Annotated in this window: 31 protein-coding genes and 1 pseudogene; 13 read left to right on the plus strand and 19 right to left on the minus strand. The window is 61.1% G+C overall.

Going from position 1 to position 25,148, the window contains the following annotated elements:
- Positions 1 to 175 precede the first annotated feature (175 nt).
- The 14 genes from virB11 to HLH45_RS21105 form a co-directional block, all read right to left on the minus strand.
- Positions 176 to 1,159 (minus strand): P-type DNA transfer ATPase VirB11, encoded by a 984-nt coding sequence (virB11, locus tag HLH45_RS21040; RefSeq protein WP_197046139.1) that lies wholly within the window; start codon positions 1,157 to 1,159, stop codon positions 176 to 178.
- A gap of 115 nt (positions 1,160 to 1,274) precedes the next feature.
- Positions 1,275 to 2,408 carry a type IV secretion system protein VirB10 gene (gene virB10 / locus HLH45_RS21045; protein ID WP_029220872.1) on the minus strand — a complete coding sequence of 378 codons (1,134 nt, stop codon included), beginning with the start codon at positions 2,406 to 2,408 and terminating at the stop codon, positions 1,275 to 1,277.
- A complete protein-coding gene (gene virB9, locus HLH45_RS21050; RefSeq protein ID WP_046932455.1) occupies positions 2,408 to 3,286 on the minus strand; it encodes a P-type conjugative transfer protein VirB9 in 879 nt (292 codons plus the stop codon). Before virB9 ends, virB10 begins: the two co-directional genes overlap by 1 nt.
- Entirely contained in the window at positions 3,283 to 4,044 is a 762-nt protein-coding gene (locus tag HLH45_RS21055) for a VirB8 family type IV secretion system protein (protein WP_080948171.1), read from the minus strand. Before HLH45_RS21055 ends, virB9 begins: the two co-directional genes overlap by 4 nt.
- Before the next feature lie 291 nt (positions 4,045 to 4,335).
- Positions 4,336 to 5,433, minus strand: a complete 1,098-nt coding sequence (locus HLH45_RS21060; RefSeq protein ID WP_046735685.1) for a TrbL/VirB6 family protein — start codon at positions 5,431 to 5,433, stop codon at positions 4,336 to 4,338.
- Entirely contained in the window at positions 5,434 to 5,709 is a 276-nt protein-coding gene (locus HLH45_RS21065) for an EexN family lipoprotein (RefSeq protein WP_017160589.1), read from the minus strand.
- Positions 5,710 to 5,758: 49 nt separating this feature from the next.
- Complete coding sequence (gene virB5, locus HLH45_RS21070) at positions 5,759 to 6,469, minus strand: P-type DNA transfer protein VirB5 (RefSeq protein ID WP_046932459.1); 711 nt, start codon at positions 6,467 to 6,469, stop codon at positions 5,759 to 5,761.
- 124 nt (positions 6,470 to 6,593) lie between these two features.
- Positions 6,594 to 6,710: a hypothetical protein gene (locus tag HLH45_RS21075; RefSeq protein ID WP_017160586.1), complete on the minus strand. Its 117-nt coding sequence runs from the start codon at positions 6,708 to 6,710 to the stop codon at positions 6,594 to 6,596.
- A gap of 12 nt (positions 6,711 to 6,722) precedes the next feature.
- Entirely contained in the window at positions 6,723 to 9,212 is a 2,490-nt protein-coding gene (locus tag HLH45_RS21080) for a VirB4 family type IV secretion/conjugal transfer ATPase (RefSeq protein WP_046932463.1), read from the minus strand.
- Positions 9,213 to 9,217: 5 nt separating this feature from the next.
- A complete protein-coding gene (locus HLH45_RS21085) occupies positions 9,218 to 9,559 on the minus strand; it encodes a VirB3 family type IV secretion system protein (RefSeq protein WP_007968798.1) in 342 nt (113 codons plus the stop codon).
- A 12-nt stretch (positions 9,560 to 9,571) separates the two neighbouring features.
- Positions 9,572 to 9,883: a TrbC/VirB2 family protein gene (locus HLH45_RS21090; protein WP_017160625.1), complete on the minus strand. Its 312-nt coding sequence runs from the start codon at positions 9,881 to 9,883 to the stop codon at positions 9,572 to 9,574.
- Between the two features lie 157 nt (positions 9,884 to 10,040).
- Complete coding sequence (locus tag HLH45_RS21095; protein WP_046932464.1) at positions 10,041 to 12,413, minus strand: type IA DNA topoisomerase; 2,373 nt, start codon at positions 12,411 to 12,413, stop codon at positions 10,041 to 10,043.
- Between the two features lie 25 nt (positions 12,414 to 12,438).
- Positions 12,439 to 13,224, minus strand: a complete 786-nt coding sequence (locus tag HLH45_RS21100; protein ID WP_046932467.1) for a lytic transglycosylase domain-containing protein — start codon at positions 13,222 to 13,224, stop codon at positions 12,439 to 12,441.
- Positions 13,225 to 13,294: 70 nt separating this feature from the next.
- Positions 13,295 to 13,771: a hypothetical protein gene (locus tag HLH45_RS21105; protein ID WP_046932469.1), complete on the minus strand. Its 477-nt coding sequence runs from the start codon at positions 13,769 to 13,771 to the stop codon at positions 13,295 to 13,297.
- A 1,500-nt stretch (positions 13,772 to 15,271) separates the two neighbouring features.
- Here HLH45_RS21105 and HLH45_RS21110 point away from each other — a divergent pair.
- From HLH45_RS21110 to HLH45_RS21135, 6 genes are all read left to right on the plus strand, one after another.
- On the plus strand, positions 15,272 to 15,685 hold the full coding sequence (locus HLH45_RS21110; RefSeq protein ID WP_223293198.1) for a hypothetical protein: 414 nt from the start codon (positions 15,272 to 15,274) through the stop codon (positions 15,683 to 15,685).
- Complete coding sequence (locus HLH45_RS21115; RefSeq protein ID WP_015462664.1) at positions 15,682 to 16,323, plus strand: hypothetical protein; 642 nt, start codon at positions 15,682 to 15,684, stop codon at positions 16,321 to 16,323. Before HLH45_RS21110 ends, HLH45_RS21115 begins: the two co-directional genes overlap by 4 nt.
- Before the next feature lie 142 nt (positions 16,324 to 16,465).
- The gene (locus HLH45_RS21120) at positions 16,466 to 16,696 is read left to right on the plus strand and encodes a hypothetical protein (protein WP_015462665.1); all 231 of its coding nucleotides are present in this window, start codon (positions 16,466 to 16,468) and stop codon (positions 16,694 to 16,696) included.
- A 43-nt stretch (positions 16,697 to 16,739) separates the two neighbouring features.
- Positions 16,740 to 17,060, plus strand: coding sequence for a hypothetical protein (locus HLH45_RS21125; RefSeq protein ID WP_015462666.1), 321 nt, complete (start codon positions 16,740 to 16,742; stop codon positions 17,058 to 17,060).
- 9 nt (positions 17,061 to 17,069) lie between these two features.
- Positions 17,070 to 17,384: a hypothetical protein gene (locus HLH45_RS21130; protein WP_015462667.1), complete on the plus strand. Its 315-nt coding sequence runs from the start codon at positions 17,070 to 17,072 to the stop codon at positions 17,382 to 17,384.
- A 30-nt stretch (positions 17,385 to 17,414) separates the two neighbouring features.
- On the plus strand, positions 17,415 to 17,675 hold the full coding sequence (locus HLH45_RS21135) for a hypothetical protein (protein WP_015462668.1): 261 nt from the start codon (positions 17,415 to 17,417) through the stop codon (positions 17,673 to 17,675).
- A gap of 70 nt (positions 17,676 to 17,745) precedes the next feature.
- Here HLH45_RS21135 and HLH45_RS22120 read toward each other — a convergent pair.
- Positions 17,746 to 18,056, minus strand: a pseudogene (locus tag HLH45_RS22120) (recombinase family protein); the annotation flags it as partial.
- A 183-nt stretch (positions 18,057 to 18,239) separates the two neighbouring features.
- On the opposite strand from HLH45_RS22120, the gene HLH45_RS21145 reads away from it, so the two are divergent.
- From HLH45_RS21145 to HLH45_RS21155, 3 genes are all read left to right on the plus strand, one after another.
- Positions 18,240 to 18,473, plus strand: coding sequence for an antitoxin VbhA family protein (locus tag HLH45_RS21145; RefSeq protein ID WP_071117323.1), 234 nt, complete (start codon positions 18,240 to 18,242; stop codon positions 18,471 to 18,473).
- Complete coding sequence (locus tag HLH45_RS21150; RefSeq protein ID WP_015462671.1) at positions 18,463 to 19,437, plus strand: Fic family protein; 975 nt, start codon at positions 18,463 to 18,465, stop codon at positions 19,435 to 19,437. Before HLH45_RS21145 ends, HLH45_RS21150 begins: the two co-directional genes overlap by 11 nt.
- A 140-nt stretch (positions 19,438 to 19,577) precedes the next feature.
- Positions 19,578 to 19,991 (plus strand): hypothetical protein, encoded by a 414-nt coding sequence (locus HLH45_RS21155; protein ID WP_015462672.1) that lies wholly within the window; start codon positions 19,578 to 19,580, stop codon positions 19,989 to 19,991.
- 408 nt (positions 19,992 to 20,399) lie between these two features.
- Here HLH45_RS21155 and HLH45_RS21160 read toward each other — a convergent pair whose 3' ends face one another.
- From HLH45_RS21160 to HLH45_RS21170, 3 genes are read right to left on the minus strand one after another with little or no spacing between them, the layout of a single operon-like run.
- Positions 20,400 to 20,945, minus strand: a complete 546-nt coding sequence (locus HLH45_RS21160; RefSeq protein ID WP_046932476.1) for a hypothetical protein — start codon at positions 20,943 to 20,945, stop codon at positions 20,400 to 20,402.
- A gap of 49 nt (positions 20,946 to 20,994) precedes the next feature.
- The gene (locus HLH45_RS21165) at positions 20,995 to 21,390 is read right to left on the minus strand and encodes a type II toxin-antitoxin system VapC family toxin (RefSeq protein ID WP_009602864.1); all 396 of its coding nucleotides are present in this window, start codon (positions 21,388 to 21,390) and stop codon (positions 20,995 to 20,997) included.
- Positions 21,387 to 21,638, minus strand: a complete 252-nt coding sequence (locus HLH45_RS21170) for an AbrB/MazE/SpoVT family DNA-binding domain-containing protein (protein WP_002804328.1) — start codon at positions 21,636 to 21,638, stop codon at positions 21,387 to 21,389. The genes HLH45_RS21165 and HLH45_RS21170 overlap by 4 nt, the downstream gene beginning before the upstream one ends.
- A gap of 181 nt (positions 21,639 to 21,819) precedes the next feature.
- Here HLH45_RS21170 and HLH45_RS21175 point away from each other — a divergent pair, with 181 nt between their 5' ends.
- Entirely contained in the window at positions 21,820 to 22,386 is a 567-nt protein-coding gene (locus tag HLH45_RS21175; RefSeq protein ID WP_046932484.1) for a recombinase family protein, read from the plus strand.
- A gap of 228 nt (positions 22,387 to 22,614) precedes the next feature.
- Positions 22,615 to 23,265: a recombinase family protein gene (locus tag HLH45_RS21180; protein ID WP_046932486.1), complete on the plus strand. Its 651-nt coding sequence runs from the start codon at positions 22,615 to 22,617 to the stop codon at positions 23,263 to 23,265.
- 269 nt (positions 23,266 to 23,534) lie between these two features.
- Here HLH45_RS21180 and HLH45_RS21185 read toward each other — a convergent pair whose 3' ends face one another.
- Positions 23,535 to 24,554 carry a DUF8611 domain-containing protein gene (locus HLH45_RS21185; protein WP_017160644.1) on the minus strand — a complete coding sequence of 340 codons (1,020 nt, stop codon included), beginning with the start codon at positions 24,552 to 24,554 and terminating at the stop codon, positions 23,535 to 23,537.
- A gap of 22 nt (positions 24,555 to 24,576) precedes the next feature.
- Here HLH45_RS21185 and HLH45_RS21190 point away from each other — a divergent pair, with 22 nt between their 5' ends.
- A complete protein-coding gene (locus HLH45_RS21190) occupies positions 24,577 to 24,951 on the plus strand; it encodes a ParC-related protein (RefSeq protein ID WP_306460199.1) in 375 nt (124 codons plus the stop codon).
- The gene (locus tag HLH45_RS21905; protein ID WP_223866248.1) at positions 24,948 to 25,124 is read left to right on the plus strand and encodes a hypothetical protein; all 177 of its coding nucleotides are present in this window, start codon (positions 24,948 to 24,950) and stop codon (positions 25,122 to 25,124) included. Before HLH45_RS21190 ends, HLH45_RS21905 begins: the two co-directional genes overlap by 4 nt.
- The last annotated feature ends 24 nt before the right edge of the window (positions 25,125 to 25,148 follow it).

The raw sequence follows: 25,148 nt of genomic DNA on the forward strand, positions 1-25,148 counted from the left end.
CCGTTGGTGACGCTGCGGCCGCCGGCGCCGGCGAGATCCGTGACCAACTGAGGCTGACCAGCTCGGCCGACTTGATGACAAAAACCCGCAATCGAGCGCGGGTTTTTGTCACCAAAAAGCCGGCAGTGATTGGTGACAGTGCGACGACCTGGCCAGCTCGTGACTGTCGCCAACATCACGCCTCGATCTTGCCAAGCGCTCGCTTGGCACCGGGGTCGTACCAAAGCTCGGTGATGTTCCGGCCAAAGCCACCTTCGTCGGTGTCGTTGGTGATATGCACCACGACATCGACCACCAGGTGCAGCAGCCGGCGGATCACCGGATACGGCAACTGGCGCCCCTGGCGGTTCTGCAGAACCATCAAGGCCAGCCGTTCAAAGGCCAGGTCGCACGACCCCGCATGCACGCTAGTAATGCTGCCACGGTGACCCGAGGCCGCGACGTTGAGGAAGTCGTAGGTTTCGCCGCTACGCAGCTCCGCCAGGAGGATGCGCGTCGGCTTCATGCGAAGGCAACTCTTCAGCAGCGACGCCGGAGTGACGATCGCGCCATCCTCTTCATTCGCCTCGCTCTTGTAGAACAGATGCACGTGGTTCGGATGGTCTGGCAGGAACAGCTCGGGCGTGTCCTCGATCGTGATGAGGCGTTGGTTGCGAGGAATTTCCTGCATCAACGCTTTCATGAACGTTGTCTTGCCCGAGCCGGTCTCGCCGGCGACGACGATCACTTTGTCCAACTGGACTGCACGCCGGAGGAAGCCGAGCGTGTCGCCGGTCGAGCGCAGCTCGAGCAGCTCACGCTCGGCACTCGTCAGGCCGGTTGATACCGGCTTGATGTGCTTAAAAAAGCCCTGGCGTTTGTAGTCCCCCAGGTTGCGCCGACTGAGCGATGGCTTGCGGATCGTATACGAGTACGTCCCGTGTTCGCAGGCATCCGGCCGAACAATTTGCACACGCTCGCCATCGGGAAGGATGCCTGAGAGGATCGGCTTGGCATCGTCCAGCGTATCGTTGCCGTATCTGGCAATGGCAGTGCCCAGCGACTCCAGGTGTGCATACGTCAGCCCAGGTTCTTCGTGACGCTCCCAGTGACTTTCGCGCTCGATAAAGACTTCGCCCGGCCGATTGACGCATATCTCGGTAATGGAGCTATCGCTCATCCATGGTCTCAGCGGCTCCATCAAATGTCGTACAGACGACGCTCGATCGAACCCCACTCCACCAGTTTCATTTTCAACGGTTCTGGACATCACACACGCTCCAATAGTGTTAATTTCACTGGGTCTGGACATCGTAAACACTCGAAAAGTCGAGATCGCGGGCGATGAAAATCGCGATTTGCTCGCCTTGGTTCTTGTAGAGGGTAGGGGGAATGTTGATGGTGTTCTTCAGCGCCTCCGCTGCCATGTTGCTACTGGCCTCGCCAGTCGAGTTGAAATTGAACTGATTGCTGCCGCTGCTGCTGCCGTTCCCTTGCGTCGCGAAACGCGCAGTGTCGTCCACCAGGCTCAGCATCAAGGCGCCGCCGAACCGCTTCCAGAAATGGTTATCCACGTAACCGGGCAGTCCAGCGCCACCGAGCGCGTCAGCGCCGGGCGAGTCGAGATTGACGACGACGCCATTCGGCGTCTTGACCCGCGTCCACAGCACGTAGATCCGCGCCATGCCCTGGCGCATGTTCGACTGATACTCGCCGGTGACCGTCGAGCCGCGCTCGATGAGCAGCACCTTGCCGTTGTCGCTGAAAATGTTGCGGGTGACCACGCACGCGGTCATCCCCGGCACGGTGGAGTCGAGCCGTGTTTGCAACGCGCAGTCGATGGAACTGCCCTTCGCCAGGATGAAATTGCGATTGCCGATCATCCCGGCCTTGCGGGCGTCAGTCTTCGTGCCGCTCAGGAGGCTCGCCATCGGGCCACCGCCATCGGTGCCGGAAGGCTCCAGGCCGAGTCGTGCGCCGGCGCCTGCCGCGCTCTGCGCGCCGCTGGCGCCGCCACCCGAGGCCGCATCGTCGCTGACCACCATCAAGGACGAGGCCGACTTGTCCAACTTGGCCGGTGGGCGGGCTTCCTCGCCAGTGGCGCTGCCGGGAACCGAGGGCGCCGTCGCTGTCGGCTGCACGCCAGGCACGGCCTCCGCCGGCGCTGGAGGCGTGGGAGACGCAGGCGGTGCGGTGAACGACCTGGCCGGTAGCGCCGGCGCCTCCATGGAGGCTTTCTTGGTGGCCGCTGCGGACTTCTTGCCCGTGTACTTCAACAGCGCCAGCGACACGAGTGCCATCAAGATCACGATGACCCCGATGACGAACGCGACTTTCATGCCTCTACCGCGCTGACTGTCATTGACGCTCGGCATTCCACGTTCGCCAGGCAGGGCCGCCAGCTCGGGTTGAGTATTTGCCTCGCTCATCACTTCACCTCACCGGACTTGATGACACGTTCCACGCCCGGAACCGTCGTCCCAGTGTTGGTCGGCACGCCGTCCATGTTGTAAGAATCGTTATAGATACCGACGACTGCCGATCCGAGGCGCAACACCATTTCACGGGCGACACGGTGCACGACCAGAATATCCGGCGCGCTCGGATCGACATTCGCATTGACGATGCTTTCCGACTTGTCGCCGGCGACGAGGAAGACGGTCGGAAAGTCGCGGTTGTTCGGGAAACGTAGGTACGTGAACCGACCATCGTCGTAGGCCATCGACGGCGCGATGGCCTCCGAGTCCTTGCCAACCTGCATCGAGTAATGCCAGTTCATCGGCGCCGGCTTCGCCGCCAGGCGTGCCTCCGCCGCCTTCTTGTCGGCCTGGCGCGCCTTCGCCCGCGCCTCATCTGCCGGGTAGCGGAACTCCACACGGTAGGCGACGCGTTGGTTGCGCGCCGGTGCCCCGTCGTTGCTACCGGGCAGCAATTGCAGATCGAAGTCGTAAAGCCGCTGGTCAGTGGTCACCATCAAGTTGGTGTTCCACTTCCCAGCTTCCGGCGCCATGACCTGACCATCATTGCCGCCGGTCTTTATCGACTTCGGCTTAAGAAACAGGATGTTCCCGCTCTTGCGGAACTCCCAGCCCTGCAAAAAGCCGGTGCCAACATCCACGATGTTCTCGCCAGGGGCGAAAACAATACGCACGCCGAGGCCAGGCAGAGCCCGCACCAGCACAACGTCGCCGGCGTTGTAGTTGACGTACTGAATGCGGTTGTCGAATCGTGAACTGGACGGAACATCCATCGCGAAGGCTGGCACCGACACCATCACAGCTGCGAGCGTGAGATATAGGCGCTTCATCGGGCGCCCTCCGTCGTCAGCTCCGGGTCGGCGCGATAGCTGGTGACCTGGAACCCGAGGGGGTTAGTCAGCCGCGCCGACTCTTTCAGGACCGATGGATTCTGGTACTTGTAGGCGATCGTCGCGATCCAACGCGTGACTTGTCCACGGCCGGTTTCTTCGGCGCGCTTCGTCGTCTTGATGAAACGGACCGTACCCACCCCGTCGCCGTTGGGAACGACGCTGACGATCTCAACCGTCGCACGGACCTGCGATCCGAACTTCTTGTCCAGCGCATTGTCGCCGGTGAACAGCTCGCCGTATTGCTTGGCGACATTCGGCGCCGACAGCAGGCCTACAGTGTCGTAGTCCTTTTGCAGGGTGTACCAGTCGTAGGTCTCGCGGGCGCGCACGAACTGAGCCAGCCAATAACGGTCCATCGCTTCGTCGTATCCCACGCCCTTGCTATCGAGCGCAGTGACGAGATCCGGCACGCCCGTCGCGCTGTCCACGCGGATAACGTAGGGAATGCTCTCCTTCAGCGGTGCCATGACCGCAATGCCGATCGCCATGAGGACGAAGGCGACGCCGAACGCGCCGGCGACGCGCCAGGCGCGCCGCTCAGACTGTTCCAGGGCGAGCGTGCGGGAAGCTTCCCAACCGATCGCCTGAGCGTAATGCGGACTGTCTTCAGGCGTGACCTGAGTGTGCGCGCCGTCGGCGCTTTGCGACATGGTGGAATGCACCTTGGGGCGCTTACCGCGTCCGAACATGGTCATTCCCCCTGCGCCGAGCTGGTCGGCTGCTGTGTGACCGGGGGTTGCGACGGAACCTGCTTGTTCACCGGCACGCGTGCGCGTCCCTTGAGTGCCGGGACGACGGCTGCGTTGCTCGCACATCCCGCCAGCATGGCGACAAGGCAAAGCAAGGTAATGCACTGTTTCATATCCTTAATCCTGGGAATGCGGCGGTGCCAAATTGTACCATTGGACCTATCCAATATGGGTAATATTGGCATTCGCAAGGCAAAAAAAAGCCGCCCAGGCAGTCATTGCCTGAGCGGTTACTGATTAATTGCTGATAGATCCGCCGCGTGCGCGGCCCCAATTCTTGCCGACATTGTCGAGGACATGCTGTCGATACGATGGGTTCCACATCGTATTACCGGCAACCAGGTGGTTCATCCGTCCAGCGGACACCATCATGCCCGACTCAAGGTCGCGGCGTGTACTCATCGGATTGACGGCGCCACCGATAGCTCGCCCGGCTGCGATCGGTGCGCCGGCGATCGATGCCGCACGCGCTGCCATCGCCCCGAGCGTGATCGCGTTCGCCGACATGCCGCCGCCCAGGGTGCCGCCGATCTCATATGCGCGGTACACGAGGTACAGCATCACGAGCGTCAGCACGAACAGCTCTAGGACAGCAAAAAGCGTGCTTTGCGTTGCGGAATCAACGTCTACTTTCGCCACTGTGAAGGTGAAGAGCTTCAAGGCAATCGCCAGCACCGCCGACACCAGCGCGATTTGCATCACGCCGGTCATCACCTGGCCGAACCAACGATCGAAATAGCCTTTCACCGGCCCCCAGCCGATCGCCAGCACGAACAGCGGCCCAATGCCGAGCAAGAGCGAGAGCACTACATGCGAGCCGATAATCATCGCGCCCGCCGGCATGGCAATCACTATCGTCGCCAGCGCGACGGTCATGCCCAGGCCGATCTCCGACAGGCCCAACAGGATCTCGGTCCACCCCCGATTATTGCCTCGCTCGTACAGGACGGCTGCGATGTCCCAGCCGTCTTGAACGGCCTTGTCGATCGTCTGATAGATCGAGGCCGACTTGGCGCCGGAGTTGCCGGCGAACGCATCGGCAAGGCCCGTTTCCATGCCGCGCACGGAGTCGATGACCATGCTGCCATACGTGCCGACGTTGAGCGCAATGGCTGCGATCAACGTGAACTTGATGCACGAAACGACGAATTGCGAGAACGGACCATCGACCCGCCCAATGGCCATGAGCATACCCATCACAGCGTAGTAGAGCGTGCCGCCGAGAACAGCGGTCGCCGTAATCGCAGAAATGACGCTGGACGCTACGGTCGTCGCGTAGCTATCCAGTGCATTGTTGAACGTTTCGCCAATGAACTGAAAAAGCACCACGTCCATTTACTTGCTCCCTTTCAGTTCCTTGGCGAACTCGCCAGCATCAAGCTGAAGGTGGCCGCGCTTGGCCGTCTCCGTCTCTGCGTCGGCCTTTTCGGCGTTGATGCAGTTGGCCGACGCTGCGGCCTGGCCAGCATTTGCGCGGCAGTCCGCGAGCATTGTCGCTCGCTCGGGAGCATGTTCCTTGTACCAGGTGACCGTCTGCACGGGTTGCTCATCCTTGCAGCCTGACAGAGCAGCGACGAAGGTCAGAAGAGTGGTGTACGCGACGCGTTTCATAGATATCCCCTCGGAGACCGGTCATTGACTGACCGGTCTCCCTTGGCAGTTAGTTGAACGTCAAGGGTTGCAGATCCAGGTAACCACGCCGCGCGAGCTGCTTGGCGTTGATCTCGCGCTGGCGCTGCTCCTGAAGCTTCTCATCAGCCTGCGCCATCATCTGGAACAACTGGAGCTTGGTCTGCTCGTTGGCGATCATGGCTTGCTCGGACGCGATGCGTCCTTGCAGCTCGGCGATCGCCTTCGGGTCTTGCGTCTGGTTGATCTGGCCCATGAGCGAGTTGATTTGATCCAGACGAGATTTCGCGGCGGCATACGCCTCGCCGGCGAACGCCTTGTCCTGCGCAGGCTTCACCGCTGCGGCTTCGCACGCGGTGCGCTGCGCTCCGGCCGCCATACGCCCGCAGGCGTCGAAAACCTTGTTGGCGTCGTGGATTGCCGCTGCGGAGCCGCTAAGGCCGTTGTAGCCACCGGTGCGGACGGAGTCGTAGACCTTTTGCCAGTCGGACGGCAGATAGTCGCGCAGCGCAGGGTTATTCATGATCTGACCCAGGCCGCGCGGGCCAGTGACTGCGTCGTATTGCTTTTGCATTTGGTTAATCTGGCTGACCATCTGGTCGTATTGGGCCTTCCACTTGGCCATGGTCTCAATCTGATTGGTGATTGCCGGCACGTCGGCGATCACCGTCACCGGGACACCGGCGAACGCCGTGCCCGAGAGGGCAAGCGTGGCGGCCAGGATCAATGCGTACTTCTTCATAGCGCTACCTCGTCAGTTGGATTTCTTGGACGTCACCACGTGAGCCTTACCCATCCCGCCCAGATCTAGACGGCAAATCATCGACTGGTGGCCTTGCTTGATGATCATCAAGCGACTGTTTTCGCTAGTCGACTTTGATGATCTTGTACTCGTCTTCGGTCACCTTAAAACCGTCCAGGTACTGGCGATAATCGGCCTCCGGGTTCGGCAGATAAATCTTGGTCGCGACCTGCTGATTCATAGCGCTACCTCGTCAGTTGGATTTCTTTGACGCCACCACGCGAGCCTTGCGGCGCTGGTGGAACACGGGAAGCCATTGGCTCGGATCGTCGCCGACCTCGGCGATGATCTCATCCAACAGCTCGTTGTTGTCCGAACTACCGGACAGTATCGCCAGCTCGTCACCCATCCCGCCCAGGTCGAGACGGCAGATCATCGATTGGTGGCCTTGCTTGACGATCATCAAGCGACTGTCCTCGCTCATCGACCTGATGATCTTGTACTCATCTTCGGTCACCTTAAAGCCGTCCACGTACTCGTGATAATCGGCCTTCGGGTTCGGCAGGTAAATCTCGGTCGCAACCTGCTGCACGAGCTGGGATGCGATCTTCGACTTCAGCAAGCTACTCGGCATCTGCGTCGCGAAGACGCCGAGGCCGTTCTGCTTGCGGATCGTCAATTGCTTGTTGCCGGCGAAGTCGCTGAACGCATCGTCATCGACCCACTTCCACGCCTCATCCATCCAGTAGATGAAGCGGCGGCCGTCGATGACCGATTCCATGCGATGAAGCAGGTACATGGAGATCGGCGTGCGAACGTCATCATTGTCGAGGAAGTCCGTGCCATCGAAACCGTAGGTCGTGTGAGTCGTGAAGTCGATTTGATCGTGCGCGCAATCCAGCGCCCAGGCGAGCGAACCGGTCTTGCCATAACCATCGTCGGCACACCACTTCGCCAGGCGCTTGGCCACGCTGTTCTCGCGATCTTGCTTGTCGCCGCCCTCGGTGATGTTCTGAAGTACCGTTGAAAGACGACGCAGCGCCTTCGGCATGCTCATCACTGTGCGCACCGCATGCTCGATGCGTCGTTCGTCCTCAGTCGTGACGCGATTGCCGCCGCTGCTGACCAGCGAGCGCACCAGCCGCTGAAGGAACAGGATGTTCGCTTCAGTGGGCTCCATCTGAAGCGGGTTGAAGCCGGTCGGCTGGCCGTTGCGAACAGCCAGGTATTTGCCGCCGCTCGCCAAGATCGTGGCCTTCGCGCCCTGATCCTTGTCGAAGAAGATGAAGCACAAGCCCATCGGCGCGTTGTGCTTGTACTTCTGTGCCTGGCACATGCAGAAGTTCAAAAGCACGGTCTTGCCCGAGCCGGACTGACCAATCACGCGTGTGTTGCCGAGCAACTTCTGATCGTAGTTGTCCTCGTCTCCCTTGGAGAAATGGAAGTTCAGATAGGCCGGCTGACCGGACGGCGTTTTGAGCAGAGTCAGCGCCTGGCCCCACGGATTGCCGTCGCGCTTGCCGGCGCGGAAGTTATGGAAACCAGCCAAGCAGGCGAAGTTCTGCGATGTCAGTCCGGCGATGCGCGGTCGGAAGCGGAAATTGCAGGGCAGTTGTGCATAGAACGCCGCGTCCGTTGCGGTGTTGACCAACGCCGCAAGGAAGCCCTCATTCTGCAACGTCGTCATCGCCTCAGTGGTATTGCTACGCACCGAGTCCATGCTATCGCCAAATACCATCATCGAAAAATGGTACTCACCCATCGCAAACTCGCCGTTAATAAGGCTGTCCTTGGCCTCTGCCATAGCGACCAACTGCGACACGCTGCCGTCCTCCGTATTGCGCAAGCGCTTCTCCTGGCGATCCAGGAAATCTACGCCGTCGCGCTTGGGCATGAAGGAGAACGACTGCGTCACCACATACTCAAAGCCCTTATACATGAGCATGTTGAGGATGCCCGGCTCGGTGTTCTCCGGGTAGTCCTTGAAGTCGATGCAGCGCGCAAACCGCGTAGAGACCGGCGTGCGAATTTCGATCGTCTCGGTGCCGGCGAATACCCAGGCATTGCCCAGGTACTCGTTCAACGGCGCCTGCGGCACGCGTACCGGCTGCGACTCACCGGTCAGCAGGTAGTTCAAGAACTCCAACTGCTGGGAATGGAGCGCGCCACCCTTGTCGTAAGTGCGCAACACCTCGATACCACGGCGCTCATCACCGCCATAGCGGCGCATGCTCGCCTCCACCTGCGATGCAAGCTCATCGAGCCTGCGAAGCGCCCTGCGCTGATCCGCGATGATCTCGGCGTGCGAACGACGGCTTGCCTTGGAAAACAGCTTGCCGATGCGTGAAGGATGCGGACGGTAAACGAGCGTGACGTAAAGCTCGTTCGCCATCATCTTGTAGCCGGTGAACGAGGCGTAATACTTCTCGTCAAGTTGGCGGCAGAACTCATTGTCGAAGTGCGAAACGAGCCGGTCGCTCGTCTTGCGATGGAGAATGTGCGTCCACATCGCAACATGCTCGCTCGCGATGGAGCGGTACAGGGTGTTAAGTTCTTCCTTGCGCTGCAACAGTTCTTCCGGGTCTGCCGTCTCCCACGCCAACCCGGCGAGCCGCCAGGTGCGCACGTAATCGCCTTCCAGCGTCACGATCGTGTCGGGCGATACCTGGCTGCTGTACGGAATAAACGGCGAGATCGAGCGCTCGCCGTTCAACTGCTGCTGATACCTGGCCTGTGCATTCATACGCCTCATTTCCGTTTCTTGAACGCAACGGGGCTCCAGGCGGATGACCGCCAGAAGCTACCGTTGCGGTTGTAGTTGATGAGCCGAAAAAGGATCTTCAGCCAAAGGAGCCTGAATTGCTGATCGTCAGACTTCGTGATGTGCCGCATCACCATGATGGCGACGGGCACAAGCACGATGCAGAAGATTGACGTCCAGATCGTCACCAGCATGAGGCTGCCGCCGACGATGACGAAGGGCACCACCGGGACACCCATAATCATCGCCGGTCGCGTGCATCCCTTGAACAGCGGATCTTTCGTGTAGGTGGCTCTGCGCGAGCCGGCGGAGCCTGATCCCGTCGCCATCGTCGGCCACCCTCAGTTGATGAGGAAGCGCGCCAACTGGGGAGCGGCACCGATGAGGATGCCGCCGCCCAGGATCGGCACCACGTCGATGAAACGGGCGTGCGCGAACGCCATCTTATAGCCGGCCACAATCACGGCGATCGTGACGATAGACACGGAAATCACGTTCAAGACGCTCAGGACGTTTTCGACACCCTGATTGACCTTTTCCAGGCCTTCGGCCGCAGCCGGGCCGGCGATGACCATTGCAGCAGCCAGTGCGGCTACGCTCAGCAGCGCGGTGCGGGACGGCGACTTAGCGCCGATGAAAGCAAGCTTCTTCATATAGTGTCCAGTCCTAGTAAAAGTGATGGTGTGCGGTGTTACCGCGTGTGCTCCTGCGTGCTACTTCCCCCCCCGAGGCGCCGTATCAGGCAACCAAATTGTATCGCATTGAATACCAAAATTATGTGTTTTGGTATCGCACACACGCCCTACTTCCCTACCGGCGCAACTTCGGCTTAGCCGCAGGCTTCGCCTTGGCCTTGGCCTTCGCCGGCGAGCTGGTGGACTTGGTGGCACCCTTGGCCGCCCTCGGCACGGGCTTGCCCTTGTCGTCGTCCATGATGGTCTTGCAGCCCTCACGGTAGCCGCTACAGCCCCACCACCAGCCATGGTCGCCCTTGCGGCGGTACATCGCCTTGCCGCACTTCGGGCACGGCGCTTTCTTGATCGCGACGGGCCGGCCCTTGTCGTCGTCCATGAAGGTCTTGCAGTTCTCGGTGTCGGTGCAGAACCAGCCAAAGGCGCCTGTCGGCTTGCCGGTCTCGCGATCCTTCTTCTGGTATCGCCTCAGCGGCGCGCTGCACTTGGAGCAGGTGTGCAGGGCGACAGGCTTGCCGCCCACGTCGTCCAGGAACGTCTCGCAAGCCTCTGCCGGGCAGACCCACACCAGGCCGCCACCTGACTTGCGCTTGAAGCGCCGGAGCGTCTCACCACAGCGAGGACACGGGTGCGCCGCTCGCTCGACCGGCTTGCCCTTGTCGTCGTCCATGTAGTGGCCGCACGTCTCAGCATCGGCCGTGCAGCGCCAGAACGGCGACTTGCCGGGCTTGGCGTAACGACGCATGCCCGTGCCGCACTTCGGGCATTTGAAGCGGGGCGTGAACTCGCCGCTGACCGCGATGCGCGCCAGTTCCTCGTTCAACTGCGTGTAGGCCGGTTCCACCACGTCGCGATATGACGCCTTGCCTTCGGCGATGGCGTCTAGCTGCACCTCAAGCTCGCGGGTGAAACCCAGCTCCATGAAACCGAATTGGCCACGCAGCAGGTTGTCCACCACCAGCTCGCCGATCTCGGTTGGCAGCAGGTAGCGCTTCTTGTCCAGCTCGACGTAGCTGCGGCCCAGCACGTTCGTCATGATCGCTGCGAATGTCGCCGGCCGGCCGACTCCTTCGTCCTCAAGCTTTTGAAGCAAGGTGGCCTCAGTGAAACGGCGCGGCGGCTCCGTCTTCTTATCCAACACCTTGCCGTCGATCGCGCGCAGATCACCACCGACAGCCAGGCGCGGAACCTGGCCGTCCTTCGCGGCGTCTTCGTCGCTGTTCTCTTCGTCGTCCGGATCGCGCTCCAACAGCGCCCGCCAACCGGCGTCGATCATCTTGCGGCCACGCGCGACGTATTCGAAGCCGTCGCGATCGGTGGCGCGTAGGCGCACCGTATTGACGGTGTATCGGGCGTCGGCCATTTGCGAAACTAGGGTGCGCAGCCGGATCAACCGATAGAGCGCCCGCTGGGCTTCGTCCGCGCCAGCGTCCTCGACCTCGATGTGCGTCGGCCGCACCGCGTCGGCGTGACCGCCCTGCGCGCTGGCCTTCTCCTTCCACCTGCGCACGTCTGGCGATAGCGCCATCCCCTGGCTTGCCGCGAAGCTACGCACCTTGTCCGCAGCATCCGGACTCAGGTTCACGCTGTCGGTGCGGATGTACGTGATATGGCCGTCCTCAAAGAGCTTTTGCGCCGCCTTCGTCGTCGCTGCAGAACTCATCTTCAGGACTGTGCTAGCTGCGCGCAGCATGCCGAGCGTCGAAAGTGGCGACGGCGGCCGTTCCGACTTCTCTTCCGTCTTGGCCTCCAGGACCACGAATTGCCGCGACTGCGATGCCTTCGCTGCCAGCGCCGCGTCCAGCACATACGGGCTGTCCTCGGTCACATACGGCTTCGTGTCCCACTGCGCCGACCATTTCGCGCCGCCGCCGGCGTCGAACATCACCACCGCGCCGAAATGCTTGGTGGATTTGAACGCCGCGATGCGGCGTTCCAACTCCACCACCAGGCGCACCGCCACGCTCTGAACCCTGCCTGCCGAGAGGGACATTCCGAGCATGTCCGACAGCAGCGGCGACACCATGTAGCCCACGAACCGATCGAGGGCGCGCCGCCCTTCTTGGGCATGCACGAGATCCATGTCGATGCGCCGGGCGGCGCGGAGCGAGGCTTGGATCGCCTTCGGCGTGATCTCCGTGAACGTCACACGCTCGTAGTCGCCTTCGCCGAGCTGAAGCGCCTCCTTCAGATGCCAGGAGATCGCTTCGCCCTCGCGGTCCGGATCGGTCGCGAGGTAGACGACCTCGGCTTTCGCGACCTCGCGTTTGATCCGTGCCACGCGCTCAGCAGCGCCAGGGAACGTGCGGTCGCCGACTTTCTGCGGCGGGATGTATTCGTACTGAAGCGAAAAATCAGGCTTGCTGATGCCAAATTCGCGCTGCGGCAAGTCGCGAATATGGCCCACACTCGCGACCACCTTCCAATCGTCGCCGAGATAACCTTGGATACTGGCAACCTTATTCGGACTCTCCACCACCATGAGTTTCATACGTTGGCTCGTGTCGGGTAATTGGTCAGAAGACGGAAAAGTCGTCCGCGTCGGCCGCCGGCGTGCGCGATGCGGACGGCTGTTGCGCCTTCAGCTTCACCGCATCGTCAGCCACCGGCGCGGTAGGCGGCTGGGGCAGCGCCGACCGCTTCGGCGGATCGAGATCGACCAGCACTGAGGCGTGGTCGGCCGGCTCCGCCGGCTCGCTTGGGGCTGGCGCCGCCGTGAGCGGCACTGCTGCAGTCGCATCGCCTGGCTGCGCCGGCTCAGCGGCCGGAACGCGGGCGTTCGGCGACGTGCGCGCGCCGATCGCCGGCACGACCGGTATCGCCTTCGGCACCACCCCGGCGCTCGCGAGTACCTTCTGCACGTAGCTCGGCTGCCCCGCCTTGTCGGGCCGGAAGCCGCGCGAAAAATTACCGGAGTAGTAGCAAGAGAACGCCGCGTGCAGCGGGTCTTTCTCGCTGGCCAGCTTGGCCGACGCCCGCGCGTAGCAGTCTTGCAGGATCTTCGATCCCGCACGCAGATTGGCGCAGGCGTCGAACGCCTGCGCATATGTCAGCTTGTACTTCGGAAGGTTGTGCCGATTGACCTGGGCGATGCCCAGTGAAAAGTTCCAGCCGCCCGCTTCCAATTGCTGCGCAGTGGCGACGGCTTCCTCAAGATTGACGGGTTGACGGGCTAGTCGCCCGTCAACCACGCCAATTGCATACGGGTTGAAACCCGACTCGACTTGCACAAGCGCTGCCATCGTCTGCGGCGCGACGGTCGGTGCGCACTGCTGCGCAAGGTCCATGAACTCCAGCAACATATGGCCTCCATTGTTGGGTCTGGAGACCATAATAACATATATTGGTCAATACACTTATAGCATAATGGCTTCAGATTTTTGCCGGTTTGGCGTTGGCCGGCATATCCCCAACAACCGCCATCGGTCGGGCCTCGCCCGGTAATCCCTGGTTGCGGAGCAGAGTAAATCCGTCCAACGGATCTTTCTCCAACAATAGATCGTTGAGACGTTTCAAGTCCTTAAACATTCTCGGTCTGTCGCGATTCCTCCGAGTGGTCAAATACCACTCCTTGCCGGGCTCGCCAAGAAGTTGCGCTAGAACGTAGTAAGCCTCGGGTACCCCCATAGGTTTGATCTGTTTAAGAAAATCACCCTTCCTATCTGCAAATTTTGCAGTGACGTAAAAACCGCTCGGCGTTTCAAATACCTTGATGTGATTTACAATATTATATTGGGCGGCCAACTCCAGATCACTCTCCAAAATAGAATTAGACAGGGTGCAGGGTGGGTAAACGGGTGGTAGGGCGGCTCCCATGAGGCGGTCGCGATCTCGGTCTCGGTCGTTCATCTTAAAATTTTCCTATCCTACTACCAAAGCACCGCATATTGGTAATCGATTTGCATCATTTCGGTTCCATGGTCCGCTCAGGGAACGAGCTGGCTGGCTCACCCCATCCCCCGACCTGCGGCCAGGGGATGGGGACGGGCTTTCGTAAACCGAACCCGGCTGTGCCGGTTTCGGCCCTTCGGGCTTCAATCCCTTTCGGATCCGGCGAACAGCAAGGAACGCCGGTAGTGCCTCGGCGGCTTACCATCACTGCGCGAACGCGAACCAACATGCATAAATCTGCATCCCCAAACTGCCGCGCTACATGGCCACACTGTACTATGTTGGCGACAAAAATGTAATTTTCGATATGAAAGTGTCACCAAGCAGACGAAGCCTGGCACAATACTGCCAGAGCGAAGCAAGGCATTGCCCTGCAAAGGAATTTAGCAGGCGCGCCGCGCCGCTTACCGACAAATCTGCGTGTTCCTTCGTGAATTTGTCGTCACCGTCTCAGTAACGCGCGGTGAGCGGCGCCGCCCCTGCCGTGGCGGCTGACATTGGCGACTGCCCACATACCCACCGCCTCGCTGCGGGTGCCATAGAAGGCCCCTACGCGGACCGTGGATATGTGGACAGCGCCGGCGGCGCTGATGCGCCTTGGTGACGACCTGGCCGGCGTCGCCGGCGGGATCCGTGACCAAGGATTGGCGACAGCCCGGCGGCTGGCCAGGCCGAGGCATGTCGCCAACGCCCTGGCCGGCACGCTGAAACTGTCTTGGTGACAAATGCAGCTGACCAGGTGCGCGATCGTGTCACCAACGCCGGCGCCGACGACGACCAGGTGCCCGATCCGGGGTGTAGGGGGGGACCCCCTACGGACAACGCCTCACCCGCACACGCGCGGCTTCAGCGCCGAGAGCAACGCTCCCGCCGCCGGCAGGGAACCACCCTCACCTCCCCACTGCAAACCCGCTTTTGATGGCGCCGCCCCGGAGCCCGGAGACGTCCCTATCGGAGGGTCCGGGGGAAGCGGTGGGCAAGCTGGGGGCGGGCGTCCTCTCGCACGCGCGCAAGACAGTTTCAGCGTGCCGATCGCACGCCGGCCAGTGCGGCCGCCCTGCCCTGCAGAACGGCCACCAGCTCGATCACCAACGCGATCACCAGCGGCGGCCGCACACGGCCGCAGAACCGTGCCTGCGGCTCGCCGGAACGGCTCCATCTGCACGTCGCTGACGCGACGCGCTCACGGTCCACGGGACCGCTCCCACGCGTCGCCGGTGGCGTGCTGCATCGCTGAGACCCTTTCGCCTGCCCTGAACGGTAGTCCGGGCGCTGCGCGGCCATCCAGGGCACCGCTTCGCTGATCCGCTCACCCGGTCCCTGCGCTGCGCTCCGGGCTGCGGCTTCCCGTCTCTCCCTGGACACCCGCTTGACCCGGCCGACCTACGGGCAACACGGCGAAAGGCACTCAGCGAAGCAATGGTCAACTCCCCCCACAACAGCAAAAGGAACGTCCCGATGAACCTAAACACGTCCGCGCCGAAGCGCGATACACAAGATCAAAAGCCGGCTCCTGCATCTAGCAAAGCAATGTGGATAGACGCGAAGGACATCAAGCCGGGTGACGTGCTGCTGGGCATGTTCAACGGGGTGGCTGCGCGCCGGGACAACGTGCAGGAAGTGCGGGCCGGGTGGTGGTGCCGCGTGTACGTGCTGGCGAATGGTGGTTACGACGTGATGACCTATCGCGCCGATGCCCGTGTCTACATCGAGCGCGGTCCTCTCTTCCACATCGAGGCCGTCAGCAAGCACAGCGACGAGCGCCTGCGTCTGACCCGGTATCCGATGAGCCGCCAGCAATGCGAGACCCTCATGGGCACGATCAGCCGTCATCCCTCGCGCCGCATCGAGCTGGTCGAGGTGCAGGCATGAGCATCTTCGACGCTGACGACCTGGTCAGCAGCACCTTCGCGCCTGTCATCACGATCCGACCGGAGATCCGCACCATGAACCGCCCGAAGAAGACCCGCTATATCCCCGCCAACGCCGAGGCCCGCGAGTTCCCGCAGGCCGGCGTTGTCGCCTACTGCTACGGCAACGGCGTGCGCTACGCCCTGCTGGCCTACAAGGGTCGGCAGATCCGCGCCGCTCTCAACCTGGCATTCACCACGGCCGAGCAGCGCGATAGGCACCTGACCAGCTACATCGAGCGGCAGGCCGCGAATGAGAACGCCAAGCGCGAGCGCCGCGAAACCGGCCACGGCTTGGCGGTGGGTGACATCGTGTATGAAACCTACGGCTACGAGCAGACGAACGTGCACTTCTACGAAGTCACGCGCGTACCGTCCGCACGCTCCGCCGTGGTGTGCGAGATCGAGGCCGAGAAGACCGAGGCCGGCGAGAAGGCCATGGCCGGCACCGCCGTGCCTCGCCCCGGTGTCTTCAAGGCCGGCGCCATGCCGCGCATGCACCGCGCCGCCTATTTGCACGTCCTGAGCGGTGGCGCCGGCCACCACGGCAGCCTGTCCAAGTGGGACGGCAGGCCCAAGGATTACAGCTCCTATTATTAACCTGACTATTGGCTGAATGTGCGAACGCGAAACCATTATTTCGCGCCGCATTTCGCCCCCGCTTTGAAGCCAAAATTATATAATTTGGTTACATGGAAAGTGCGTATTGGTCGCCAACACGTAGCCACCATAAGAGTGAAGCATGAACGTCAAGCCGATCGAACTCGCCGCCATCCTCGCAGGCCTACGCCTGCTTCAGCGGCACGACGTGCTGCCGGCCGACATCGATTCCATTCTGACCGACGCCGGTCCGCGCATCACCGAGAGCGACATCGACGCGCTGTGCGAGCGCATCAACGCCGGCGACTTGGTGCCTGCCAAAGCGGTTTCCACGTTGGTCAAGGCAGCGCGGGACACCCGGTCGCTGTCCTGATCCCGCACCAGCCAAGCGTCACTCACAGTTAGGGGTAATCCGCATGTCGAACTATCAGCAAATCCATGGTTTCACCGCCGCCGGCGACGAACGTTTCCGGACCTTCATCGCGGCCCATTTCGCCGAAAATCCGTTCATTGCCGCGCACTACCATGGCGATCCCGAGGAAGCGCGCCGTGACTGCCTCAGTGTGTTGGAAGACAACTTAAATGGCGCCGGCGGCCCGCTGACCTGGGGGCTTCTGTCGCCCAGCAGTCCGGGCGACCTGCCCCACAGCTTCACGGTGGACCTCGATGAACTCATCATCGCGGACGTGGACAACGGCGACGAAGACGACGCCGACACCGCCGCCTCGGCGGCCTAGGGAGGCGCCATGCAGCAGTCCATGACGCTTAGCCAGTTCCGCGCCGCCCACGCTGCCGGTGGCTTCACCGGCGCCCAGCTCGTGGGCGTCGGTGGGCGGTTCTACGTCAGCGCCGCCGACCGGCTCGGCGACTCGGCCATCCTCGTGCGGGACGCCGACCGCGCCGTGCGCTTCTTCAGCAGCTCGGAAACCGGGCTGAAGCTGCTGCGGGATGTCGGCTTCGCAACGATCACCGTCGAGCTGAAGAACTGGGCGCCCGACCAGGGCGCGCTCAAGATCATCGACAACAGCCCCGCGCAAAGGAGGCCCGCAACCACTCCGTGACCCCTGTCCTTTCGCTATCGAGAATGAACCATGAAAACGGAACACAAGCAGTTCGCCGGATCGACCGCCGTTACTCTGGCCCTCATTTCCCCCCTGCCGCAGGCAGTCTGCGTCGGCCAGATCAAGCAGGCGGCCGCCATCGCGGCAACCATCGCCATCTCCGCCATGGTCAGTGTCGCATTCCTGGCCGCCGGTCATCACCGCCAGCAACACCGGCCTGTGCCGGGTCAGCAAAAAATCGATGCCCTCCGGGAGCAGTACCGCACAAACGCGGAGCCGCAAGGAACCTAAGCTTGACGACATGCACTCGACCTGGCCAGTTCGCAGTTGTCACCAAAAGCCCGGCCTAACCGCCGGGCTTTTACTTGGTGACAGATCCGCGCGATCGATCGCGCAGATCTGTCACCACTGCCGCCGCCGGCGCCGCTGCGCGTGCAGGCGCGTACTTGTAGAAACTGCTGCGGCTAATCTTCAGCGCCTTGCAGATGTCCTCGGGCGTTCGATCGGTCAGTGCCAGAGTCTCGATTGCGCGGATGGTATCGGCGCTTTCACTCGGCGGCCGCTGTTGCGTCCACGCGCGCGGGCGGCATAGAGGCCTGCCCGCGTCCGCTCGACCATAAGCCGGCGCTCAAACTGCGCGATGGCGCCGAAGATATGAAAGACCAGCTCACCGGAAGCGATATTAAACTGGAGGCTTGCCGAGTCGCCCCCGCTGGCGACTCTCCGAACCAGGAGCAGGACATGTTGGAAGTGAATTACACGCTCCGCATTGATCAGAACAGCCGCGATCGCTTCAACAATGCAGTGAAGACCAAGGAGCGCCATCGGAATCCGTCGCAGGTGATGCGCGAGCTGATGGATGCTTACGCCGATGGCCGCCTCGTGATCGAGCCGAGCGGACCTGCGAAGCCGTCCGAGGATGAGCTGCGCCTGCGCCGTGAGGCCGTGGAATACGCACACGGTTCCGTGGCACTGGAAGGCTTCGCAGTGAGCAGAGCTGCGCAGGATTTGGCGCAGCGCTTCATGCGCGGCGAAATCAGCAAGGAAGAGTTCATGGCACCGTCGTTCGACGTGGTCCATGGTCGATAAGCTCGACATTGCAGCAAGACGCGATGAGCTGGAAGGTTTCTACACCTTCCGGCGCATTGTTGAGCTGCGTGTGGCCCCCGTGGGGGGCGCATTTGACGTGGACCACCTGAAGGAGATCAATCGCCGGATCTTCCAGGATCTACCAGGCCTTGGCTTCGATGACGTGACGCCCGGCCGCTTCAGGGATGCCGTGCCGGCGGGTGTCGATTGGGTGAAGCACCGCCAGCTAGAGACGGCCAACGTCACGTCGCATGTCTGCTACTCAGACATGGATGCCAAGGCGATTGGGCGGCTCGGCGAAACACTAGGGCGCGCTGACCCCGAACGTCTCCGGCGGATGAAGACCGGTCCGTTCGTCCAAGAGCTCACCTCACTCTATGCCGAACTCGATTACATCCACCCGTTCCGGGATGGAAATAGCCGCACGCTGCGCGAATTCACGCGCGAGCTGGCCGAGGCCTCCGGCTTCCATCTGCAATGGGAATACTTCGGGCAGAACAAGGGCGGCCGCGACGCGCTCTATGTCGCCCGCGACCGCAGCGTCAACGAGCTGGCATTGCCGAACATCAAAGCGGAGGTGACGCGCCGGGACGTCGTTTTCAGCATGGACCAACTGGAAGGAAACAAGGATCTTGCCGGCCTGCTGAAGGACGCCGGCCATCACCTTGTGCGCCCCGCCCGCGCCGACGCGTTCCAGCGGCTGCCGGAAGCCGAGGCCGTACTGGCATTCCCCGAGCTGAAAGAGGCTTACGCCACGCTGCGCCGCGCTGACTTCTACAGCGCCACGAAGGTGGTGAACGCACCGCAGTTGCGTGAGCAGTTCGTGGCCGGCGTTCGCGCCACGATCCAAGAAAAACTCAACGCCGGCGAGACGCAAGGACTTGGGCCGGCGAAGCCGGCCGAGAAGAGCAAGAGCGAAAAGACCAAACAGCCGCCGCGATCAACACCAGATCGCGAGCGATAAAAAAAGCCGGCAGATCGGGCAATCTGCCGGCTTGCCATCACTACCACTTAGAGGGACGGGCAATGACGACGAGCCGCAAGCCTACCACGCGCAACCGCGCGCCGGCCATGCCAAAAGATCCGCCTACTGATGGAGCACACATGAACGAAGAACAGGAAATTGCCGAAGCGGCCGGGAAGCGCGAGCTGTACGACGCGTTCTGGAAAGAGTCATCCGATGCGATCAAGCCGTTTCGCGAATTCTGGAGCAAGAGCGGCGGCACGATGCGGGAAGAAGCGGGGAAACTGGATGCCGTGCTAGGTGGTAGAACGCCGGTTTCGGATCAGGCAGTAACGGATTGCCGGCTGGCCGTCATGCGGCTGCACCAGTTTGCTCACGCGATCTCAGAGTTGTCCAGCGGCAGCATCGCGAAGATTCAGAACGAGCTGTGCCAACGAGCCATGACAGATATTGTCGTGCGAGCGATGGATGCGGCCAAGAAAGCGCAGCGGGACATGGCGACCATCTACCAGTGGGTCGCAGCGGCTGAGCACCCGAACACGGCACAGCAGTAATCAAAGGCTCTTTGGCTCCGACACGACCCTCGGAATTGTCGGAGTCTGTCGTTTTCAGAAGACGATTTCACCAGTTCACTGGCTGGCCGCCGTGTGTGCATAGAACTTCTGACCGAGAGCGGTCAGAAGTTCTATGCACGAAGCGCCGCGAGAGGTCGTAATTGCTCAGAACTCCTATGCACGGTGCGACAAAGCCGGAACCGCCGAAAATTCCGGCGATCAACCGGCAAGCTGCTTGATGCGCTCGGCCAGGCGGCCGAAAGCCTCGTTCACGCATTCCAGCACCTTGGGTGCTGCGCCCTGCGTGCGCAGCGAGTCTTTGAAGGCGTCCAGGTCGGACAGCCATTGCAGATGCAGGCGGCCCAGCTCGTCGAGCTCGCACGAAACGCCTGGGGAGTTGGCCGACTGTTAGGATCCAGCGGTGGATTTGCTCAGCCAACCTCGCTGGGCCCAATATCTCAGCATCCATACATTAAGAAGACCGGAAGCGATCTTAAAATCCCAGATCGCTTCGCCGGCCCCGAACTGCCGCTTACCACTGCCGGTGCTAGAGAGCTCCATTGCGCTCGCCATCACAGTAGGCTCTTCGGGGAAAAACGCTGCGCGAAAAGCATCTATCTTCGTAGCAAGCTGAAGAACATCTTGCGGTGCTAGCAGTTGACCAAGATTGTGCCCAATCTTATTGCGCAAAGCATTTAGATCGAGCACCGCCAAACATATCTCCACCGGTACACCGAAGGCGGCAGCAAGTTGCACTTTATTCGAAAAGTTCTGTGGTACGGAGGTGATGACTTTGGCGATCTGCGAATTGATCGAGGATTTCAGAGCGAATACCAGCAGCTTTTCAACGTGAAGGTGGATACGCAACACACATCCTACGAGGTCCTCTGTCTCAAAAGCACGTATTAATTCTTCGTGCGAGAAGGGTTGGATAAATTCATGATAGGCCGACACGGGTAAACTCCTGAGATTGCGCTATTAGGGAACCTCTGAACAACGCCCCTCACAAAAGGCGAGTTGATTGCCCTTGCGCCGTGAGAAGTACCACCGCCTTCTTATCGAAGGAAACGAAGGTTTCCCCGCCAAGCCAGTTGCCTTCGTAGGCAATGACGCCATCGGCAAAGTCTCCGCCCGCGTCGAGTACCAGCAAACCAGCCTCCACGGCAGGCCGGTTCACTTCCACATTCGCGGCGGCCAGTAGTGCCCGGATCGCGCTGGCCGCGTCGGCTTGCTGGAAGCCGTAGACACGCAGCAGCACCCAAACAAATTCGCATAGGCACGGCAACGCGACCGCGATCAACTCGGCGTCGGTCAAGACTGCGGCGGCAACGTCCGCTTGTGCGGGATCGTCACGCACAACCGCACGCACAAGGACGTTGGTATCGACTGCGACCTTCATTGCTTACCTGCCCAGCCTTGCGCCGCCGCCTCGTTGATCTCTTCGATGGTGGCAACCTTCTGCGTCCTGCCCGCGAGCAGGCCGACAAAGCTGGCTATCGTCCCTGCGGGCCGGGCCGCCTTGAGCACGCCCCGACCATCTGGCAGCAAGTTCAGTTCGATCTTGTCGCCTGGCCTGATGCCGAGGTGTTGCAGTACGTCCTTCCGAAACGTCACTTGTCCACGTGCGGTAACGGTCAATGTGGTCATGGTGGTTTGCCCTCGCAACCCAAGGTTGATGCTTTGCATTGTAATGCAAAAACGCCTTACTTTCAATGTCCGTCAAACGATCATTAGTCGGCCATGCATGACAATGTCCGGAAATGCGCTTGTTTAATGGGTTTCCGGACATTATGATATACGGACGAAAAGACGGACAAAAGGGACGGTAATGGTACTGATCGGCTATGCGCGGGTATCGACGGCGGAACAGGACACCGCTTTGCAGACGGATGCGCTACGCAAGGCAGGCTGCGAGCGCGTTTTTGAGGACACGGCTTCTGGGGCCAAGGCCGACAGGCCCGGCTTGGCTGATGCGCTGGCCTACCTGCGCGCCGGCGACGTGCTGGCCGTCTGGCGTCTGGATCGGCTCGGGCGCTCGATGCCACACCTCATCGAGACAATCGCCGCGCTGGAAGCGCGTGGCGTCGGCTTCCGGTCGCTGACCGAAAGCATCGACACCACCACGCCGGGCGGACGGCTCATCTTCCACGTCTTCGGCGCACTGGGCCAGTTCGAGCGCGATTTGATCCGCGAGCGCACCAAGGCCGGGCTGATCGCTGCCGCCGCACGCGGACGGAAGGGCGGGCGAAAGCCGGTTGTCACCGCCGACAAGTTGCAGCGAGCGCGGGAGCACATCGCCAACGGGCTTAATGCCCGAGAGGCCGCTAAACGGCTCAAGGTGAGCAAGACGGCTCTATACGCCGCGCTGCAATCCACTAGTGCAGCCGACTCCTGACATTCCGTGCAGTCGTTTTCTGAGAATGACAGCTGCCCCGGAGACCTCCCTATCGGATGAATGGTCCATTTAGGCTGGCCCATTTTATGTGGTCCGTTTAAGTCCACAAAAAAATATTGGGCCACCCGTAAAGTTGATGGTACGTTTAGGTATACCCAAAAAGGCCGCGCAGGAGGCCACCATGTCCGACGTGATTCCTACCCCCGCCGATCTGGCGAGTAGCATTTGATGGCACGTGCTCCTGCAGAACCCTTCAAGGTTGCTCGGATCTACCAGCGCGTCAGCACTGATGGCCAGGATCTCACGCGACAAGCCGCGATCGTCCAAGAGGCCAAGGCCGCCGGCTTCTACGTCGCCGGCGTCTATCGTGAGAAGGCTTCTGGTGCGCGCGCCGATCGCCCTGAGTTGCTGCGCATGATCGAGGATCTGCAATCGGGCGAAGTGGTCATTGCAGAAAAGATAGATCGGATCAGCCGCTTGCCACTGGCCGAAGCCGAGCGCCTGGTAGCGTCTATCCGCGCGAAGGGTGCGCGCATCGCCGTTCCCGGTGTTGTCGATTTCTCCGAAGTGGCGGCCGAGGCGAAAGGTGTGGCAAAGGTCGTGCTTGAATCTATGCAGGACATGTTGCTGCGCATCGCCCTGCAGATCGCTCGCGACGACTATGAGGACCGCCGCGAGCGTCAGCGTCAGGGTATTGACCTGGCGAAGGCCAGAGACAAGTACCGTGGCCGCCCGGCCGATCAGGCCATACATGCTCGCATCGTCGCGTTGCGCGGCCGTGGGGAGACCATCGTCAACACTGCGCGTCTGGCAGGCGCGAGCGTCACCACCGTCAAGCGTGTGTGGGCCGCGCACTGCGCGCAAGGTTACGGGAATTGATAACTGGGGAGCATGCCTGGACGGCCACGTGACCCTGTGGCCACCAGCAGGTGGCCACCAACAACAGAGTAGAAGTAAAGGCGGTCTGCAGGAGGTGGTTAGAGATCTTGCGGACATGCTGGCGGAGCATCATTGCTGCCGGCGCCGACCTGTTCACTGCGTGAGTGAAGCGTTGCCCGTAGGGGCGCTGCCCCTACACCCCATGCGCCGCGTGAACTAATCACTGCCAGCAGAGGTTTTTAAGAATCAACGTGTACGCCATATTAGCTCTACAAATCGGTGCTGATAGCAGCCTGAAGCGCGCGTAGCGCGTTGTCAGAGTATCTGGGATGTTTTTGGGCTCCGAACTCGAAGAACATGACGTATGCTGAATTTTCGTCGATTCGCAGATGGTCGCGGATAGCCTTGACTTTCTTGGTTGGCAACCCCAGTTTTTTTGCCAACTCGCTCCGGCTCCAGTGGTATTTTTTCTGGAGATCTATTTCACGGATGGCAGCCGCCCCCTCCGGGTCATCACCTGACACGAACCGAACAGCTGGAGCGCCTGTGGCTTTGGTAAATCGGACACGAATAGTCGGCCCCTCTCCTTCAATGTTCGTTGCTAGGGTCATCAACCGTGGGAACACCTGGTCCAGGGGAGTGCCTTCCTTGATCGCTTCTTCAATTCTATAAAGGTCTCTTTTGGAGACTGCGACCTTTTCGCTGACGTGTGCTTCCATCGCCAGGAGTGCCGTGATTCGGCCTCTGGCCTCGTCTCGCGCCCTTCGACCCGGGGCAAGTAGTTCTCGAATCTGTGTGTATTCACGATTTACCAGCATCAGAAAATCCGGCAGCGCTTGGGTAGACAAGGGTAAGACCCGGACCGGAAGATTGTCCGCAAGAGTGTCATTGAAGTGCGTCGTGAGCACTTCATCTAAGACAGTTATCAATGCTCTTGCATTGATGTAGAGAGCATCTTCGGGAACCACGATCATCCAGTGCTGGGCCGAGTTGCGCATCGCATCAATAACGCGGATAGCTCCAGTTTGTGATGCGGTGATCCACCCTTTGGACTGAGCAGTAGTGAGCGCCTTGTCGATACCAATCGAGGTTCCCTTTTCTTCATCAAAGACGTCTTGTCCCTTTTGAACCAGCAACGCTTTGACCAACATTTCGCTAGCGTGCTGAAACATAAGAAGAACTGCTTCCGTCCTCCCATTATCGTCATGGTTATTGAATGCCTCCAAGCCACGCTTTAATGAAGCAATAGCCTTCGCCTTCAGTGTCCTGGCATCCCTCTTAAGTTTCATAATTTCTCCGAATATTCTGTCCTTGACACCGCAGCTGGTCGGCCAGGTCGGCGGCTACAGCGTGATGGTGCGCGTGGGCCAAACCGAAAAGCAATTGACCGGCCAGCGCGGTGAGCCGCGCGTGTTTGCCAGCTTGGACACCGCCGCCGCCCAGCTGCTGGCGCTGGGCGTGATGGTGTTCGAGGTGTTGCCGGCCAACTACGTGCGCGCCCCGAAGGTCTACCGCCGGGGGCGACCGGCCGCACTGAAGGCGTTGGCCAAGCTCCAGCGCCAGGCCAAACCCGAAGCCCAAGCCGGCCAGGAAGCCGGCCGGCGCGGCGGCCACCGGGCGCAGCTGAAATTGCCCGGCCTGCCGCGCACCCGCAAGCCCGCCCGCTCCGCTGGTGCCGACGCATGAGCCACCGCAACGACCTTGCCCAGGTGACAGCCGAGCGCGATGTGCTGGCCGGCTTGGTGAAGCAGTACGAAGCCCCGGCTGCGGACTTTCAGCGCGGATCTGCAACACGGGGTTCAGCCGACATACGTGTAAAAATAGCTCACAAGATCGGATTTCATCCATTGCATCAGTGAGTTAGCGGATATTTTGGCGCACCA

Source organism: Xanthomonas euvesicatoria (assembly GCF_013112235.1).
Lineage (GTDB): Bacteria > Pseudomonadota > Gammaproteobacteria > Xanthomonadales > Xanthomonadaceae > Xanthomonas > Xanthomonas euvesicatoria.

Bases quoted from the DNA above. Each gene is read 5' to 3' on its own strand.
- virB11 (WP_197046139.1), bottom strand. From the start codon at position 1,159: ATGAGCGATAGCTCCATTACCGAGATATGCGTCAATCGGCCGGGCGAA.
- virB10 (WP_029220872.1), bottom strand. From the start codon at position 2,408: ATGAGCGAGGCAAATACTCAACCCGAGCTGGCGGCCCTGCCTGGCGAA.
- virB9 (WP_046932455.1), bottom strand. From the start codon at position 3,286: ATGAAGCGCCTATATCTCACGCTCGCAGCTGTGATGGTGTCGGTGCCA.
- HLH45_RS21055 (WP_080948171.1), bottom strand. From the start codon at position 4,044: ATGACCATGTTCGGACGCGGTAAGCGCCCCAAGGTGCATTCCACCATG.
- HLH45_RS21060 (WP_046735685.1), bottom strand. From the start codon at position 5,433: ATGGACGTGGTGCTTTTTCAGTTCATTGGCGAAACGTTCAACAATGCA.
- HLH45_RS21065 (WP_017160589.1), bottom strand. From the start codon at position 5,709: ATGAAACGCGTCGCGTACACCACTCTTCTGACCTTCGTCGCTGCTCTG.
- virB5 (WP_046932459.1), bottom strand. From the start codon at position 6,469: ATGAAGAAGTACGCATTGATCCTGGCCGCCACGCTTGCCCTCTCGGGC.
- HLH45_RS21075 (WP_017160586.1), bottom strand. From the start codon at position 6,710: ATGAATCAGCAGGTCGCGACCAAGATTTATCTGCCGAACCCGGAGGCC.
- HLH45_RS21080 (WP_046932463.1), bottom strand. From the start codon at position 9,212: ATGAATGCACAGGCCAGGTATCAGCAGCAGTTGAACGGCGAGCGCTCG.
- HLH45_RS21085 (WP_007968798.1), bottom strand. From the start codon at position 9,559: ATGGCGACGGGATCAGGCTCCGCCGGCTCGCGCAGAGCCACCTACACG.
- HLH45_RS21090 (WP_017160625.1), bottom strand. From the start codon at position 9,883: ATGAAGAAGCTTGCTTTCATCGGCGCTAAGTCGCCGTCCCGCACCGCG.
- HLH45_RS21095 (WP_046932464.1), bottom strand. From the start codon at position 12,413: ATGAAACTCATGGTGGTGGAGAGTCCGAATAAGGTTGCCAGTATCCAA.
- HLH45_RS21100 (WP_046932467.1), bottom strand. From the start codon at position 13,224: ATGTTGCTGGAGTTCATGGACCTTGCGCAGCAGTGCGCACCGACCGTC.
- HLH45_RS21105 (WP_046932469.1), bottom strand. From the start codon at position 13,771: ATGAACGACCGAGACCGAGATCGCGACCGCCTCATGGGAGCCGCCCTA.
- HLH45_RS21110 (WP_223293198.1), top strand. From the start codon at position 15,272: ATGAACCTAAACACGTCCGCGCCGAAGCGCGATACACAAGATCAAAAG.
- HLH45_RS21115 (WP_015462664.1), top strand. From the start codon at position 15,682: ATGAGCATCTTCGACGCTGACGACCTGGTCAGCAGCACCTTCGCGCCT.
- HLH45_RS21120 (WP_015462665.1), top strand. From the start codon at position 16,466: ATGAACGTCAAGCCGATCGAACTCGCCGCCATCCTCGCAGGCCTACGC.
- HLH45_RS21125 (WP_015462666.1), top strand. From the start codon at position 16,740: ATGTCGAACTATCAGCAAATCCATGGTTTCACCGCCGCCGGCGACGAA.
- HLH45_RS21130 (WP_015462667.1), top strand. From the start codon at position 17,070: ATGCAGCAGTCCATGACGCTTAGCCAGTTCCGCGCCGCCCACGCTGCC.
- HLH45_RS21135 (WP_015462668.1), top strand. From the start codon at position 17,415: ATGAAAACGGAACACAAGCAGTTCGCCGGATCGACCGCCGTTACTCTG.
- HLH45_RS21145 (WP_071117323.1), top strand. From the start codon at position 18,240: ATGGATGCTTACGCCGATGGCCGCCTCGTGATCGAGCCGAGCGGACCT.
- HLH45_RS21150 (WP_015462671.1), top strand. From the start codon at position 18,463: ATGGTCGATAAGCTCGACATTGCAGCAAGACGCGATGAGCTGGAAGGT.
- HLH45_RS21155 (WP_015462672.1), top strand. From the start codon at position 19,578: ATGAACGAAGAACAGGAAATTGCCGAAGCGGCCGGGAAGCGCGAGCTG.
- HLH45_RS21165 (WP_009602864.1), bottom strand. From the start codon at position 21,390: ATGAAGGTCGCAGTCGATACCAACGTCCTTGTGCGTGCGGTTGTGCGT.
- HLH45_RS21170 (WP_002804328.1), bottom strand. From the start codon at position 21,638: ATGACCACATTGACCGTTACCGCACGTGGACAAGTGACGTTTCGGAAG.
- HLH45_RS21175 (WP_046932484.1), top strand. From the start codon at position 21,820: ATGGTACTGATCGGCTATGCGCGGGTATCGACGGCGGAACAGGACACC.
- HLH45_RS21180 (WP_046932486.1), top strand. From the start codon at position 22,615: ATGGCACGTGCTCCTGCAGAACCCTTCAAGGTTGCTCGGATCTACCAG.
- HLH45_RS21185 (WP_017160644.1), bottom strand. From the start codon at position 24,554: ATGAAACTTAAGAGGGATGCCAGGACACTGAAGGCGAAGGCTATTGCT.
- HLH45_RS21905 (WP_223866248.1), top strand. From the start codon at position 24,948: ATGAGCCACCGCAACGACCTTGCCCAGGTGACAGCCGAGCGCGATGTG.